We start from the raw sequence: 15,374 nt of genomic DNA, 5'->3' as shown, positions 1-15,374 counted from the left end.
TTGGTATGGGAGCGACCTCTATTCCTACGGATGGAGTCGGCCATGTACGAGATGTGGTGCGGCGCGAACACCTCGGGAGAACCGATGTGGCATGTGCTGACGACGGACAAGACCCTGACGCTGTGCGGGGTGGAGAAGCACGAGGAACCCGATGGGCGGGCGCCGACGGACAGGCACTGCTTTCCGTGCATGAAGGCGTTCCAGGTCGCCATGGCGTCCCCCAAGTCCTGAACCGCGGCTTCGAGCCGCACGGGCCCTGTCGCTGACCGGCCGTCATACCGCCGTCAGCTGCGGAAACCCCTCCTGCCGTGCGACCGATCGGGGGATCGCTGGAGCGTCCGATTGCGGCCGGGGCGAGGTCAATTTAGCGTCAAGTGTCGGACTTATCCGATAAAGCCATTGCAAATCCCTGCGCTGGCTTGCCCATGGCATCGAACAACGGAGCATTCATGTCGGTGATGACCGGTACCCAACCCCTCCAGCAGTACGGCCAACAGTTCGGCAGCCAGCAGTTCGGCGGTCAGCAGCCGGGCGGCTCGCAGCAGATCGCCCAGATGGTCCAGCAGGCCATCCAGCAGGCGTGTCAGCAGACGGCCCAGCAGGTCGCGCAGCAGGTGCAGCAGACGTTCCAGCAGATCCAGCAGATCCAGCAGCAACTGCAGCACCGGCCTGAGCTGGCCCAGCAAGCGCACCCGTACATGGCCCTCGTGCTGCACCGCACGCTGGCCGGGGCCGTCCGCCACGCCGTGGAGCAGTCCGTACAGCAGGCGCTGCCCAGCGCGATCGTGACGCTGCTTCAGCAGGGCCAGCAGGGCTTCCAGAGCCAGCAGGGCCAGCAGGGCCAGCAGCCGTGGGGTGGCGGGTACGGCCCGCAGTCGTTCGGTCAGCAGTTCCCGCAGCACCAGCAGCCCGCGTTCGGCCAGATGGGCGGCCAGCCCTTCGGTATCGGCTGACATCAGGCGGCGCACGATGCGGTGTGCCCAGGGCCGGTTCCTGGGCACACCGCATCACCGTGGAAGCGCGCGCCGCCTGTCACCGGATCAGGAGCACAAGGACGACGTAGGCGTGGTGAAAGTGGACGTAATGGTCAAGGACAGGCCCGGAAACAGCCGCGAGAGCGGATCCGAGGGTGCGACGGCCGGCAGGTCGGCGCCCAAGGGCAACGAGGAAGAAGCAGCGCCACGCAGGCAAGGCGCACCGTCACCCATCGCGGTACAGCCGCGCCGGTCGAGGTACATGGTGACGGCGCTGCCGCAGAATCTCCTGCCACCGGGAGTTCCCGAACCGAGCATGGACGCGGTGTGCGACCGGCTGGACAGAATGCCCGAGGTCAGGGTCGTCCGCAGACTCCTGCCGTCGGACAAGCTCCAGTCGGCGGGCCTCCAACCCTCCTGCCCGGAGATCGCCGTTGTCGAGGCGGCCGAGACCCAGGTACCGGTGATGCGGTCGCTGCACGTACACATCGAACCGGACCTGCCCCTGTCCGGAACCTTCCCCGCGTCCGCGCAGACCGCGGGCATGCTGCCCCTGCGCGATCCGGGGCTGGTCATGCCCCTGGAAGAACCCGTGGAGCTCAAGCTGCGCGTCTGCGGTCCGGACGGTGAACCGCTGGCCGGCGCCGGGGTGTTCCTGATCGGGGCGACGTGGCCGAGCCAGAGCATCACCAGAGCCGACGGCAAGGTCACCATCACCCTGGCGACGGAGACGGCGGAGTCCATCCAGTCCCTGTATGTGCGCCCCGCGGGTGGTTACACGGACCGCTGGATCCACCGTCCCGACCTGTCGGCGACCCAGGAGAATCTCGTCACCCTCACCCCGCTGTCCGAGGTGTACCCGGAACTGGAGCAGCGACAGCAGTACGGCTGGGGCCAGCAGGCCATGCGGCTCGACCGGCTGCCGCCCACGTTCCGTGCCTTCGGCATCAAGGTCGGCATGATCGGTTCGGGCGTCAGCGCCGAGCACCCTGATCTGAAGCAACGTGTGAGCTCCGGGGTCGACATCGTCCGCGGCACGGACGAGGGCTGGGCCCAGGACACCCTGGGCACCGGCACACACGCGGCCGGCGTCATCGCCGGCGCGGACACCGGCACGGGCATCATCGGCATCGCCGTCGACGCCTCGATCGAGGTCTGCCAGGTCATGCCCGGCGGGCACTTCAGCGACCTGATCGCCGCTCTGGACCACTGCATCGAGCGGGAGGCCGACATCGCCCACATCGCGGTCGCGACCCCGTATCCCTCGGCGCTGGTCTCCCGCAAACTCGCCGACGCCACCGCGGTCGGCATCGCCTGCATCGCCCCGGCGGGCGACACCGGCGGACACGTCTGCTTCCCCGGCTCGCTGCCCACGGTGTACGCCGTCGGTTCCCTGGGAGTCTTCGGCTCGTACCCGGAGGGCACCTCCCAAGCCACCCATGCGGGGCCGCAGTTGACTCCGGAGGGGCACTTCACCGCACCGTTCAGCTGTCTCGGAGCGGGGGTCGATGCGGCCGCCCCCGGCGTGGCGGTCCTGTCGTGCGCCCCGCAAGGCGGCTACACCGCCCTCGACGGCACGGTGACGGCCTCCGCCCACATCGCGGGCCTGGCCGCGCTCGTCCTCGCCCACCACGAGGACTTCCACGGCCAGTTGCTGCCCCGCGGACCCGGCCGCGTGCAGCGCCTGTTCGAAATCATCGCCGCCAGCTGCCGCCCACTGGCCGCCCCCGGAACACTGGAGGCGGCACGCGTCGGCCGCGGCCTCCCCGACGCCCTCGTCGCCCTCGGCCTGGCCCCCGGAGTACAGCTCGCCCCGGCCCTGTCCCCCTACGCCGTGTCCATGGCCTGACGAGCGCATCCCACAACGGCACACGGAACGGCATCCGCATCGAGGCAGCGGGTGCCGTTCCGTGAGGTCATGCTCCGGATCCGGTGTCCGGTCCCGGAGCGATCAGGTGCCCTGCTGGAAACGCACCGGTTCACCCAGCACAGCGCGGGCGCTCTCGAAGTCGGCCGGGGTGAGGTCCTCCCGCAGGCGCAGCCGGGTGTCGGTGGGCCGTTGCAGGGGGTCGGTGACCGACTTCAGGGTGGCCGCGAGCGTGGCGTTGGCGCGGTAGCCGGCCCACGTCCACCAGCGGACGTCCTTTCCGACGCGCGTCACCAGCGTGCCGCCCGCGTGCACGGTGTCGGGGGCGTCGGTCTCGCGCTGTTCGGTCAGGCACGCGTCCGCATGCCGGGTGGGGGAGACCGGCGGGTCCGTACTCAGCAGCACCTCGCGCATGGCGCGCGTCCTGCGCCGCCACCGCCTGACCCGCCGCCGGGGAGTGGATACTCGGCAGGCGCATTGACCGGTCAATTGACTGATTGTACGGTCTAATCGTGGCCGCACCTCTTTACGTACAGATCAGGCGAGAGATCGAAGCAAAAATCCGGGCCGGGGACCTGCCCCCTGGCGCACGGCTGCCGACCGAGATGGACCTCTCCACCGAGTACGGCGTCAGCCGGGCCACGGCCCAACGGGTCCTCAACGACCTGGCCGAGGCAGGGCTGGCGATCCGTCGGCGGCGCCACGGAACGTTTGTCGCGGACGTGAGGCGGCAGATCAATCTGCTCGGCTTCGTCACCCCCGACGTAGCCGCAAAGGGCACGCCGGGCAGACACGAGGTCGTGTCCGCGCGGATAGCCAGGGCCGCCGACGCCATCCTGACGCTCCCCGGTGCCGCCCCCGACACGGCCGTGGTGGAACTGGTCCGCCGCAAACTGGACCTGCGCGAGGAGCCACAGTCCGTCGAGCGACATGTCGTTCTCTTCGCGGTCGCTCCCGATCTGCTGAACGAGAACCTCGAAGACCTCGTCACCCTGCCGTATCTGCGGCGCAGAGGAGTACCGATCGACTCGATCCGGCTCTACCTCGATCCGGTGACCCTCGACGAGCACGACGCCACCTTGCTGCACAGCGAGTTCGGAACGCCCGCGCTGATGAGGCGCAGGGAGTTGCGTGCCGACGACGGAAGCACCATCGAGGTGGTCACGACCCTCGTTCGTCCGGGAACCGCCGAGTTCTTCCTGGAGCTTCCCGTCCCCGCCATGTGAGCAGCGCACTGCTGCCGGAAAGGAAGTAGGCAGAACAATGAAGATCATCATTGTCGGCGCCGGTGTACTGGGCGTAAGCGTCGCCAGGCAGCTTGCTCTGGCGGGCGAGGACGTTCTCCTGCTGGATCAGCGCGGACCCGGCACCGGTACGTCCTCGACCACCTTCGCCTGGATCAACTCGTACCGCAGGCTCGACCCGGACTACCACCGGCTGGGCCTCGCGGGGATGGAGGAGCACGGCAGGCTCGCCGAGCAGTTGGGGGGCGCGCGGACCTACTTCCCCAGCGGGGCACTGCAGTGGGCGAACTCCTCGAGCGAGCAATGGCTCGCCGACAACGTGGAGCGGCTGCGGGCCCTCGGCTACCCGGCACACTTCGTCACGCCTGACGAGGCGACGTGGATAGCAGGCGACCTCCGGATCCCCGCGACCATCACGTCCATCGCGCACTTTCCCAGCGAGGGATACGTGCTGCCGGACCTCTTCGTCGGGAACCTGCTGAAGGACGCCGAGCGGCACGGAGCCAAGTGTGCGATCGGCCGAGTCGTGGCCATCGCGGACAATCCTGACGGGGTGTCCGTCACCCTGGCCGGAGGCGAAGTCCTCAGGGGCGATCGAGTGGTCCTGGCGGCAGGCCGTTGGTCGGAGCGTCTGGCTGCCCAGGCCGGGATCGACGTTCCGATGGTGACCGAGACCGGTCGCGGATCGCAGACCGTCGGTCTGCTCGGCTACGCCAGGTCCCCGGAACTCGACCTGCGCTGTGTGATCCACAGCCCTGGCCTCAACCTCCGGCCCTCGGCCGACGGGCACACGGTCCTGCAAGCTCTCGATCTGAACGCGCACGTCGATCCGGAAGACCCTCCGTCCCCGGACGGGGACATCGCACGCACCCTCACTCAGCGGTTCTCCGCACTGCTGCCCGACCCGGACGAGCGACCGCGGATCGACCTGCGCATAGGTTTCCGATCACTACCCGCGGACGGGCACACCATCGCCGGCTACACGTCCGGGCAATCCCGCGTCTACTGCCTCGTCTCACACAGCGGGATCACCTTGGCTCCGATTCTGGGACGCCTGGTCGCCACCGAGATCACAACCGACCAGGGACAGGACCTTCTCCGGGCTTTCCGGCCCACACGATTCATCGGCATACGGCGCTCGGACACAGAGGTGGCGCAACACGCGACCAGGCTGGGTGAGCAGTAGCCGACAGCCCTGAACCTCCGTTCGTGCCGCGGAGGGCCTGTTGGCGAGTCGTCGGGGCTGGGGGCGAGGACCCGCTTACCGAGGGCCCTCGCCCCTGTCAGAGTGCCGCGAACTCGACGAACGCGATCCACGCCGTGGGGTCCACGGCCAGTGCGGCGCGGGTTGTGTCCTTCGAGTCGCGGACGTGGACCGTGCCGGGGCAGGCGGCGACCTCGACGCATTCACCGCCTTCCTCGCTGCTGTAGCTGCTCCTGCGCAATGCCAACTGGTCTATGGACAGCTGATGTACGTGCGCGTTCATGGCTCTCCCGGCTCGACGTACGCGATCCTCCGTCCTTCCTTCGTTTCGATCAAGGTGAAGGGACCAGCCATACCAGCGTTCTCCTCACGGTCGAACGGCATCACCTGGATCTCGATGTTCCGCCGCTCCCCGTCAGGAGAATGTGCTCAAGCTGGCCACGCAGGACTCCCCGCCCTCCGATCGGACGCCTCAACACGGCCTCATCAATGACAAAGCTGGCGAGCGGCGCGTCACGGCCGGACAAGACCTCCTGCCGGGCCAGGCGCGCCGACGCTCGCTGTTCGATCAGCTCGTCATCCATACTCCTCCGTCTGCAAGAGCCCAGGCACCGCCTGGTTCGCATACACATGCAGCTCAACGGCCTCCGCCTCCAACCGCGCCGCATCCCGGAAGAACGCCGGATACTGAGCCCGAGCCACCTCCTCCTTGCTCGCGCCCAACACCCCACCCGCGCCCAGCACTTCATCCGCCCGGTCGATGAACTTCGGCGGCGGAATACGTCTCCCCTGCTCAAACGACGCGATCGTCGACGCCGAGTACCCGGTCAACGACCCCAACTTCGCCCGGTCCATCCCCGCCCGCTCCCGGAACAGCTTCAACTGCCGTCCAAACACGTACAGAATGCCCGCCCCGAACTCGTACTCCGGCTGCTGATCCTCGTCGTTCACGCCGCGGCTCCTCCCGTACGACCACCACAGTCACCGGACTCCGCCCGCCCAACGCTCGGCTCGGGAACCGTTCACGCCCAACACCACGTACAAGCGCCCCGCCCACGTGTACAGCCCGCACCCGTCAGCGCAACGCTCCTGTTCAAGGCTACGCAGCGTCCGCAACCGTTGACCGCGTGAAGTCGGCGATCCCCCCGAACGGGCATATGCCACAACACCCCGCGCCCGAACGCGAGTTCGCCATGCACTTCACGTCAACCCCACGCGGCGCCCGCCTCGCCCGCCGACTCGTCTCGCACCGCCGGCACGACTGGGGTCACCCCTACACGACCCCGGTCAACGAGACACTCACCCTCATCACGGCCGAACTCAGCGCCAACGCCGTACGCCACGGCCACGTCCACGGCCGGGACTTCCACGTCCAACTCACCCTGGCGAGGACACCTTCCGCCTCGAGGTGACCGACACCCGAGCCGAGAAACAGCCCTCGCCCACTCCCCCGACCCCCGACTCCCTGTCCGAGTCCGGCCGCGGCCTGCACCTCGTCGCCGCCCTCGCGGACGACTGGGGCGTCACTGCTCGCCCGGCCGCCCCCGGCAAGAGGTATGGGCGGTGCTGCATTTACCGACCGGAGGCCACTCGCACAAGCACCCGGTGACCCCTCGTCCGGCAGACTCGGCATCGACGTACAAGCACGACACCGAGTCGTTTCCGGCTACTTCTTCACGGCGGCGCGACGCCCTCGGGTTGCGGCCGGGGGACGCCAGTTGCGGAGGTCGTCGTCGGTGAAGCCGTGCTTGTCCTGCTTCTGCCGGCGGTAACCGGATCTCCTCGGCGGTCAGCGCCGTGTTGGTGAAGTACGTGGCGAGGGGCAGATTGTCGGGGGCGGGGGTACCCGGAGGTTTACGTGGTCCGGACGGTGTCTACGGCCATACGGGCGGCGTCGTCCGCCCTGCCGCCTGCGCTCGGCCGGCGGCCCGGCGCCGACGCGGCGGTGGGGAGAAGAACGTCACACGCGGATGACGCGCAGGCCCACCTCGGTGAAATCCACGGCGGCCTCTGCCTCCATACCGGTGTCGGTGACCACGACGTCGAAGTCGCGGAGTTCGGCGAACCGGCAGAAGGTGTCGTTCCCGATCTTGCTGCTGTCGGCGAGCAGGACCCGCCGCCGCGCGCGCTGGCACATCGCCCGTTTGACCTCCGCTTCGGCCAGGTCCGGTGTGGTCAGGCCGTGTTCGACCGAGACACCGTTGGTCGCCAGGAAGGACACGTCGATGAGGAACGTCCCCAGGGTGCGGATGGCGACCACGTCGACTTCCGCGAGCGTACGAGCCCGTACGCGGCCGCCCAGGGTGAGGACCGTGAGCTCGGCGTGCTGCGCGAGCAGCTGGGCGATCGGCAGGCTGTTGGTGATCACCGTCAGTTCACGGCCGGCGGGCAGCAACTCGGCCAGACGGAAGGTGGTCGACCCGGCGTCCAGCAGGATCACTCCCTCGTCGGGCACCTCGTCCAGCGCCGCCGCGGCGATCCTCTTCTTCTCGTCCTCCATCACCTCGCCACGCGTGGGCAGGTCCGGCTCGAAGCCGAGCCGCCTCAGGGGGATCGCTCCGCCGTGCACCCGCCGCAGCAGACCCTGGCGTTCCAGCAGGGCCAGATCCTGCCAGATCGTCTCCGGGCTCTCCGAGAGGGCATCGGCCAGCCGCTCCACGCTCGCTTGTCCTTCCTCGCGCGCGAGAGCCACGATCCGCCGTTGGCGTTCCTTGGCCTGCATGATGTGCTTCACCTCTTGCTGTGGCGCCCCCTCGGACGCCGACCTGGGGGAAGGGATCACCAGGACGACGGTTCCGGAGGCGCCGGTGTGGGAGACAGGGACTGCTCGGCCCAGATGACTTTGCCCCGCGGGGTGTAGCGGGTTCCCCAGCGCTGGGCGAGTTGGGCGACGAGGAACAGGCCGCGCCCACCCTCGTCTGTGGCTGTGGCCTGGCGGAGGTGGGGGGAGGTGCTGCTGCCGTCGGAGACTTCGCAGATGAGCACCCGGTCACGGAGCAGACGTACCTGAACGGGCCCGGTGGCGTGCCGGACGGCGTTCGTGGTCAGTTCGCTGAGCAGGAGTTCCGTGGTGAAGGCGCAGTCCTCCAGGCCCCATTCGGTCAACTGCCGGACGGCGGCCGCGCGGACGGCGGAAATCGCCGCCGGGTCGGTGGGCACGTCCCAGCACGCGGTGTGTTCGGCGCCGAGGGCGCGGGTGCGGGCGACGAGCAGGGTCACGTCATCACAGGACTGGGGGCCGGGCAGGACGCGCAGCACCGCCTCACAGGTCTGTTCGGGAGCCCGGTCGGCGTGTGACAGAGCGGCCCGCAGCCGTTCGAGGGCCACGTCGATGTCCCAGTTGCGGTCCTCGATGAGTCCGTCGGTGTAGAGGACCAGCTGGCTGCCCTCCGGCAGTTGCAGTTCAGCGGTCTCGAAGGGAAGGCCGCCCAGTCCGAGCGGAGGGCCGGCCGGCAGGTCCGGGAAGTGGACGGCACCGTCGGGGTCGACCACCGCGGGCGGGGGGTGGCCGGCTCGGGCCACCGTGCAGCGCTGGGAGACCGGATCGTACACGGCGTACAGACAGGTGGCACCGACGACGTCGTCGCCTCCGGAGCGGGATGCCTCCTCCTGGCCCAGGGCGATGACCAGGTCGTCGACGCGTCCGAGGAGCTCGTCGGGGGCCAGGTCCAGGGTGGCGAAGTTGTGCACCGCGGTGCGAAGCCGGCCCATGGTGACGGCAGCGTGCAGACCGTGTCCGACGACGTCGCCGACCACCATGGCGACGCGCGCCCCGGACAGCGGAATGATGTCGAACCAGTCGCCGCCCACCCCGCCCATGGCGATGTGGGCGGGCAGGTAGCGATGGGCGGCCTCCACCGCGGTCTGTTCCGGGAGCACGCCCGGCAGAAGGCTGCGCTGCAGGGTGAGAGCGACCGTCTGCTCGCGGGTGAAGCGGCGGGCGTTGTCGACACAGATGGCGACGCGGGCGATGAGTTCCTCCGCCAGGTGCAGGTCGTCCTCCTCGAAGGGCCGGGACTCCCGGCAGCGGTAGAAGGTGGCGAGCCCCAGCGACGCCCCACGGGTGCGCAGCGGGACGGCGATGAGGGAGTGGATGCCGTACTCCACGATCTCCCGGATGCGGCCGGGATCCTGGGCCAGCCACTCGGGGACGGCGCGCACATCCGGTTCGAGGACCGCCTGTCCCTCGGCGAAGCACCGGGCCTGCGGCGCCGACGAGGCGAAGCTGACCCGCTTGCCGACCGGGAAGAACGGCGGTTCGGCGTGGTGGGCGCCGAGCGCCGCCCGTTGCAGGGGCGCATGCCGTACGAGCGCTTCGTCTCCGCGCAGCACGGGCTCCAGCAGATCGACCGTGACGACGTCGGCGAACCGTGGGACGACCACCTCGGCCAGCTCCTCCGCGGTGCGCGTCACGTCCAGGGTGGTACCGACGCGGATGCTCACGTCGTACAGCAGTTCCAGGCGCTCCCGCGCGGCCATCGCGAGCCGCCCCAGCTCGGGATGGCCGACGGCCAGCAGCCACTCGATGGGGGCATCCGTCGCCGCGCCCTCGTCGGGCCCCGCCTCCCCCGTCGCCTCGTCCACCGCAACCTTCTCCACCGGTGCTTCCGGTACGGCCTGCCCCAGTGGCTCATCCGGCAGGGCTGCCACACCTGACCGCTCTGGAAAGGAAGCCCGAAGCACCACCTCCGGTGTGTCGGCCTCCGGTGCGCTGTCCGCCGGTGTGCCAACCGTCGACGCGCCGCCGCTCCCGTTCGGCACTGTCACCATGCGATGCCCTGGTTCGTCGCCGACGAAGCTCAGCTTGACCACCACGCCTTCCTCACCCGAGGTCCCCGCCATGGGACGGCACACGAGCGCGGCCATACGGCCTCCGGACAGCGGCACCTGCACCGTGGTGCGGCCGACCGCGGAGATCAGCTCGGTGGCCTTCTCCCGCAGAACATTGCGGTCGCTGTCGGTGAGGGAGGAGAGAGAAGAGAGGGAGGTGTCGTGCGAGCCGGGCAGGCTCCGTGCCATGTCCGCCATCGCCGCCTGCACGCGGCGCTCGACCTGCAGAGCCTCCTGGAGCAGCGCATGCTCCCGCTCCGTATGCCCCTCCAGCAGCCGCAGCGAGATGGCCTCGGCCGCCTTGCGAACCCTTGCCGCCATGGCCGGATCCGCGTCGGCACACCAGGAGGTCAGACCAACCACACCCGCGAGGCTTCCGCTGAGCGGGTCGCGGACGGCGGCGCCCACCGACACGAACGGGTGCAGGCTGCCGACGAAGTGTTCGGCGCCGAAGACGTGGAAATCCCCCCGCTCCTCCAGGGCCGTGGCGATGCCGTGGGTGCCGACGTACTCCTCGGTGTAGGTGAAGCCCGGTGCGAGCCGAACCGCCTCGAAGTGCTTGTACAGTGCCTTCTCACCGGCATGGCAGCGCAGGATCACGCCGTGCCGGTCTGCGAGGATCACGCCCACGCGCGCGCCCGCCAGCTCGGATTCCAGCCGCTCCAGCACAGGCACCGCCGCCCGGACAAGCCGGTCGTCCATGTCCAGGTCCGCCTGGTAGGGAGGTTCGATCCTGTCCGGCGACACCCCCATGGCGGTACAGCGCCGCCATGAGTTCAGGATCGGGGCCCGCAGGCTGGCCACGGCCGACTCGCCCCCCAGGAACCGCTCCCGGTCACGGGCCAAGGCATCGTCGGCGCCCCAGAGATCCGTCACGGAGACCTCCTCTCCTCGGAGGAAGAACCCCGAACGCCTCGGCTCGATCGGGGGCCGGAGCATGGCCGCTGCCCGGGGGCTCCGGTCTGCCGACATCGGGACCGAAGGCTCCCGGCCTGCGGGGCATCGGCATCCGCTATCAGGCGGCACATCCGTATTGTCACGATACTCCCTCCATGCCGTTCGGGGCTCGAGCAGCCGGACGCACCACGCGCTCCCACGAGCAGGACCGCCGCTCGGCAGGTTCACCGGCTCGTGGTCCCGGGAAGCGTCGGTGCCCCTTCGAGCACGGGGCGTCGTCCGAAGTGCTTGGCGACGAGCACACAGGCGGCACCCACCAATACGCCCGCCGCGATGGCTGCCAGGTACAGGGCGGGGTTGCCGATCAGACCGATGACCCACAGGCCACCGTGCGGGGCGCGCGAGGTGGCGCCCACGGCCATGGACAGGGCACCGGTGACCGCACTCCCTGCCATGATCGACGGGATGACCCGCAGCGGGTCGGCCGCCGCGAACGGGATGGCGCCCTCCGTGATGAACGAGGCGCCCAGCAGCCAGGCCGCCTCCCCGGCCTTGCGCTCGCTGTCGGTGAAGAGCGCCCGCCGCACGACCGTGGCCAGGGCGAGGGCGAGCGGAGGCACCATGCCCGCGGCCATGACGGCGGCCATCACCTCCAGATCGCCGCTGGCCAGGCCGGCGACGCCGAAGGTGTAGGCGACCTTGTTGACCGGACCGCCCATGTCGAAGGCCATCATCAGGCCGAGCAGAGCGCCCAGCAGGATCGCGTTGGCCCCGCTCAGGCCGTCCAGCCAGTCGGTGAGGCCACGCTGCGCGGCGGCGATCGGCTCCCCGATGACGATGATCATCAAAAGGCCCATCACCAACGTGGACACGAGCGGAATCCCGACCACGGTCATGACCCCCGCGGCTGCACGCGGCAGGTGGATCCTCCGCAGAGCCGTCACCACCGCACCGGCGAGCAGGCCGCCGGCCAGGCCGCCGAGGAAGCCTGCGCCTGTCGCGACGGCCAGCAGACCGGAGACCACGCCGGGTACCAGGCCCGGCCGGTCGGCGATGGCGTATGCGATGAAGCCCGCGAGGATGGGCACCAGCATGGAGAAGGCCGTTGCACCGATCTTGAACAGCACCCCCGCGTATCCGGCCCGGTCGACCAGTTCGGACAGGTCGGTGACTTCGGGATAGGTACGCCCCTGCCAGGTGCCGCCGTCGACCTTCACGGCGACCTCGGCGCCGCCGATCATGAAGGCGAGCGCGATCAGGATGCCACCCGCAGCGACGAAGGGAATCATGTAGCTGACTCCGGTCATCAACCACTGACGCAACCGGGTGGCCGGGTGGACCCCGGCGCCCTCCGAGGGCGCGCCGTGCGCAGGGCCGCCGACCGCAGCTCCACGGTCCTCTGCGGTCCCGTCGGCCCCGGCGCCCGCGGTGACGTCCTCGGGGGCATCGCCCGGACCGGTACCCTCCGCCGTGGCCGCGCCGGCTGCCGCCTCCGCGGCCTCCTCGGCCCGCGAGATGAGCTCGCGCGGATGGTTGATGGCCCGTTGCACAGGGGCGATCACAACGGGTTTGGCCGCGAACCGCTCACGGTCCTGGATCTCGGTGTCGGCCGCGAAGATCACCGCGTCTGCCTGCGCCACCTGCGCGGCACTCAGCCTGACCGCACCGGCGGCGCCCTGCGTCTCCACCACGATGTGGTGCCCGGCTTCGGCGGCGGCCTGCTCCAGGGCCTCGGCGGCCATGTAGGTGTGGGCGATGCCGGTCGGGCACGCGGTGACAGCGACGATCCTCATCTTCCGCCCACCTCCTTGTTGATGAGGTCGACGACTGCCTGCGCGTCCACGGCACGGCGCAGGGCCTGTCTGAAGGAGACGTGCACCAGGCGGCGGGCGATTGACGCCAGGATGTCCAGGTGCTCGGCATGGCCGCCGGCCGGCGCGGCGATCAGGAAGACCAGGTCCGCCGGGCCGTCCGCGGCGCCGAAGTCGACGCCGTCGGCGCTGCGCCCGAAGGCGAGCGTGGGCAGCGTGACATGGACGGAGCGGGCGTGTGGGATTCCGATGCCCCCTTCGATACCGGTGGGCATCTGCTCCTCCCGGTCCCGCGCGTCGGCGAGGAACCCGTCGAGGTCCGTGACGCGGTCGGCGGCGGCGAGCCGGGCAGCGAGGGAACGGACCGCCTCGTGACGGTCCGCGGCCTCCAGGTCCAGATCCACAAAATCCGCGGTGATGAGATCGGGCATCGTGTCAGTTCCGTTCGGAGATCGGGCGATCGGATTCGATACGGTGTCGCACGACGACAGCCGACCGGTCCAGGTCCCACTGTCCGGGCATTCCGCTGCCGGGCTGCGACACTGCGGCAGCACCCCAGGCCAGGGCCTCGGCAAGAGCACCAGGCCCCTCGGTGGTGGCCGCCAGGTACCCCGCGAGGAGAGCGTCCCCGGCGCCGACGGTGCTGCGTGGTACGGCGACACGCTGCTCTCCGTGCAGCACGTTGGAGTCACCGACCAGCAGGGCACCGTCGCGGCCGAGACTGGCCAGCACCGTCCGGGCGCCGCGCGCACGCAGCACGTTCGCCGCGGTCACGGCCTCGCCGAGCGTGGTCACCGGCATCCCGGCGGCCTCGGCGAGTTCGCCCCGGTTGGGCTTGACCAGATCCGGACCGGCGGGCAGGGCAGCGGCGAACGGGGCCCCGCTGGAGTCGACGGCGATACGCGGCGCCCCGCTGCCACGCAGGCGCGACACCAGGTGCGCGTAGAGGTCGACGGGGGCACCGCGTGGCAGGTTGCCGGCGAGAGCCACCCACCGGACGCCCTTGGCGGTGGTACAGGTGGCTGCGGCAAGCGCGTCGATCTCGGTGGCGGAAAGCCGCGGGCCGGCCGCGTTCAGCTTGGTGACGGTGCCGTCGGGCTCCACGACGCTGATGTTGACCCGGACGCTGTCGGCGATCGGGATGGTGACCACCTCGACGCCCTCGGAGGCGAGCAGTTCGGCGAGCTGTTTGCCCTCGATGCCGCCGCAGGGCAGGACGGCCACCGTCCGGTGACCGTTGGCGGCCAGCGCCCGAGAGATGTTGACGCCTTTGCCCCCCGGATCGAGACGGCTGTCGGTGGCACGGATGACCGAGCCGGGCCGCAGGTCCGGAACCTCCAGGGTGCGGTCCAGGCTCGGATTGGGGGTGAGGGTGACGATCACGCGCGCACCACCACTGGAGCCGACGGCAGCGGGGGCGCCGGTCTGCCCTCCATCGGGCAGAAGCCCGATGGCCCTGTGGCGACGAGCCGCCACGGTCGCGCTGTCGAAGCGGTCGGAGGGACAGTTCGTTTGACCGGCAGAACAACATTACCTCTGGCTGGTGAGGACGCAGCCGGAGAGGCTGAGAACGTGGCAGGGCGAGCCCGATCGGTCCCCCGGCCGCACGTCGGTGGCTCGGAGATCCGGCGGCTTTCCCTGAGCCATGGACGCGTCGCCGCTGCGGTGCGTCCGCGCTGTACGCCGGGCGCTCCACCACGACACCGGCCAGCCGAAGTCCCACCGCGCCCGCATCGCGGGCGTCGGATACGTCAGAGCCGCTCGACCCGGGCGGTCACCGGCGTGTTCCCACGCGGCTGTGATCGCGACATCCAGGTACCTGACACGCCATCAGGACAAGCATCCAATGAGTGCGAACATGCGTCATCGCAGACACATCGACGACGCGAAACGTACGCCTGTACGCCCTACGTGGGGCGCCACCAGCATCGGGGCTCGGGGCCGACAAGCGAACCGCCGCCGTGGCGCTTCAGCGGGGTTGCCTGGCGAACGCCTCGTACGCCCGCTCGTCGAAGAGGACGAACCTGACCTCATCGACCGATGTCTCCGTGGCCCGGACGGTCTGCACCGCGATGCGGGCGGCGTCGTCCATGGGCCAGCCGTAGATGCCGGCGGAGATGGCGGGGAAGGCGATCGTGCGGGCGCCCAACTCGTCGGCCACGCGGAGGGATTCGCGGTAGCAGGAGGCGAGGAGGGCGGAGCGGTCGAGGCTCTGGCTGTAGACCGGGCCCACGGTGTGGATCACCCAGCGGGCGTCGAGTTCGCCGGCCGTTGTGGCGACGGCCTGGCCGGTGGGGAGGCCCTTGCCGATGGGGGTCCCCCCGCTCGAGCGCAGCCGAGAGTGGGGGAGGGAGGCGCGGAGCTTGCGGCAGTCGGCGAGGATGGCGGGGCCGCCGCGCCGGTGGATGGCGCCGTCCACTCCTCCCCCGCCGAGGAGGGAGGAGTTCGCGGCGTTGACGATGGCGTCGACGGACTGCTCGGTGATGTCGCCCCGGACGAGGGTGATGGTGGTCATGTCCGCCTCTATACCAGCCACCAGGCCCCGCG

12 protein-coding genes and 3 pseudogenes are annotated in these 15,374 nt (G+C 70.0%); 7 read left to right on the top strand and 8 right to left on the bottom strand.

Translation table 11 applies throughout. From position 1 onward, the window contains the following. The first annotated feature begins 42 nt into the window (after nt 1-42). The 3 genes from F3T56_RS38040 to F3T56_RS38030 all read left to right on the top strand — a co-directional run bounded on the left by F3T56_RS38040 (nt 43) and on the right by F3T56_RS38030 (nt 2,823). Complete coding sequence (locus tag F3T56_RS38040; protein ID WP_149830044.1) at nt 43-231, top strand: hypothetical protein; 189 nt, start codon at nt 43-45, stop codon at nt 229-231. A 218-nt stretch (nt 232-449) separates the two neighbouring features. Next, nucleotides 450-953, top strand: a complete 504-nt coding sequence (locus F3T56_RS38035) for a hypothetical protein (RefSeq protein ID WP_149830043.1) — start codon at nt 450-452, stop codon at nt 951-953. A 283-nt stretch (nt 954-1,236) separates the two neighbouring features. Beyond that, the gene (locus F3T56_RS38030) at nt 1,237-2,823 is read left to right on the top strand and encodes a S8 family serine peptidase (protein ID WP_246204281.1); all 1,587 of its coding nucleotides are present in this window, start codon (nt 1,237-1,239) and stop codon (nt 2,821-2,823) included. A 129-nt stretch (nt 2,824-2,952) separates the two neighbouring features. On the opposite strand, the pseudogene F3T56_RS38025 reads toward F3T56_RS38030, so the two are convergent. After that, nucleotides 2,953-3,264 (bottom strand): annotated as a pseudogene (locus F3T56_RS38025) (DEAD/DEAH box helicase); the annotation flags it as partial. Nucleotides 3,265-3,353: 89 nt separating this feature from the next. On the opposite strand from F3T56_RS38025, the gene F3T56_RS38020 reads away from it, so the two are divergent. Continuing rightward, complete coding sequence (locus tag F3T56_RS38020; protein WP_246204280.1) at nt 3,354-4,067, top strand: GntR family transcriptional regulator; 714 nt, start codon at nt 3,354-3,356, stop codon at nt 4,065-4,067. A gap of 37 nt (nt 4,068-4,104) precedes the next feature. Next, nucleotides 4,105-5,271 carry an NAD(P)/FAD-dependent oxidoreductase gene (locus tag F3T56_RS38015; RefSeq protein ID WP_149830041.1) on the top strand — a complete coding sequence of 389 codons (1,167 nt, stop codon included), beginning with the start codon at nt 4,105-4,107 and terminating at the stop codon, nt 5,269-5,271. A gap of 97 nt (nt 5,272-5,368) precedes the next feature. Here the strand turns inward: F3T56_RS38015 and F3T56_RS38010 are convergent, their stop codons facing one another. Beyond that, complete coding sequence (locus tag F3T56_RS38010) at nt 5,369-5,572, bottom strand: DUF397 domain-containing protein (protein WP_149830040.1); 204 nt, start codon at nt 5,570-5,572, stop codon at nt 5,369-5,371. Between the two features lie 11 nt (nt 5,573-5,583). Then, nucleotides 5,584-6,240: pseudogene (locus F3T56_RS38005) on the bottom strand (helix-turn-helix domain-containing protein); the annotation flags it as partial. Nucleotides 6,241-6,416: 176 nt separating this feature from the next. Here F3T56_RS38005 and F3T56_RS48695 point away from each other — a divergent pair. Both F3T56_RS48695 and F3T56_RS48690 read left to right on the top strand, forming a co-directional pair. Beyond that, on the top strand, nt 6,417-6,701 hold the full coding sequence (locus F3T56_RS48695) for an ATP-binding protein (RefSeq protein ID WP_246204279.1): 285 nt from the start codon (nt 6,417-6,419) through the stop codon (nt 6,699-6,701). Continuing rightward, complete coding sequence (locus F3T56_RS48690) at nt 6,698-6,898, top strand: ATP-binding protein (RefSeq protein WP_246204278.1); 201 nt, start codon at nt 6,698-6,700, stop codon at nt 6,896-6,898. Before F3T56_RS48695 ends, F3T56_RS48690 begins: the two co-directional genes overlap by 4 nt. A 351-nt stretch (nt 6,899-7,249) precedes the next feature. On the opposite strand, the gene F3T56_RS37995 is transcribed toward F3T56_RS48690, so the two are convergent. The 5 genes and pseudogenes from F3T56_RS37995 to F3T56_RS37970 all read right to left on the bottom strand — a co-directional run bounded on the left by F3T56_RS37995 (nt 7,250) and on the right by F3T56_RS37970 (nt 15,342). Beyond that, complete coding sequence (locus F3T56_RS37995) at nt 7,250-8,011, bottom strand: DeoR/GlpR family DNA-binding transcription regulator (RefSeq protein WP_149830039.1); 762 nt, start codon at nt 8,009-8,011, stop codon at nt 7,250-7,252. 56 nt (nt 8,012-8,067) lie between these two features. Beyond that, nucleotides 8,068-11,058 (bottom strand): SpoIIE family protein phosphatase, encoded by a 2,991-nt coding sequence (locus F3T56_RS49525; RefSeq protein ID WP_149830038.1) that lies wholly within the window; start codon nt 11,056-11,058, stop codon nt 8,068-8,070. Between the two features lie 182 nt (nt 11,059-11,240). Then, nucleotides 11,241-13,258, bottom strand: a pseudogene (locus F3T56_RS37985) (PTS fructose transporter subunit IIABC). 4 nt (nt 13,259-13,262) lie between these two features. After that, nucleotides 13,263-14,210: a 1-phosphofructokinase family hexose kinase gene (locus F3T56_RS37975; protein ID WP_149830056.1), complete on the bottom strand. Its 948-nt coding sequence runs from the start codon at nt 14,208-14,210 to the stop codon at nt 13,263-13,265. A gap of 586 nt (nt 14,211-14,796) precedes the next feature. Beyond that, on the bottom strand, nt 14,797-15,342 hold the full coding sequence (locus F3T56_RS37970) for an O-acetyl-ADP-ribose deacetylase (RefSeq protein WP_149830035.1): 546 nt from the start codon (nt 15,340-15,342) through the stop codon (nt 14,797-14,799). Nucleotides 15,343-15,374 lie beyond the last annotated feature (32 nt).

This window comes from Streptomyces tailanensis, assembly GCF_008386495.1.
Taxonomy (GTDB): Bacteria; Actinomycetota; Actinomycetes; order Streptomycetales; family Streptomycetaceae; genus Streptomyces; species Streptomyces tailanensis.
Note: the sequence above shows the minus strand (reverse complement) of the source record. Positions and strands in the feature narration are given on the sequence as shown.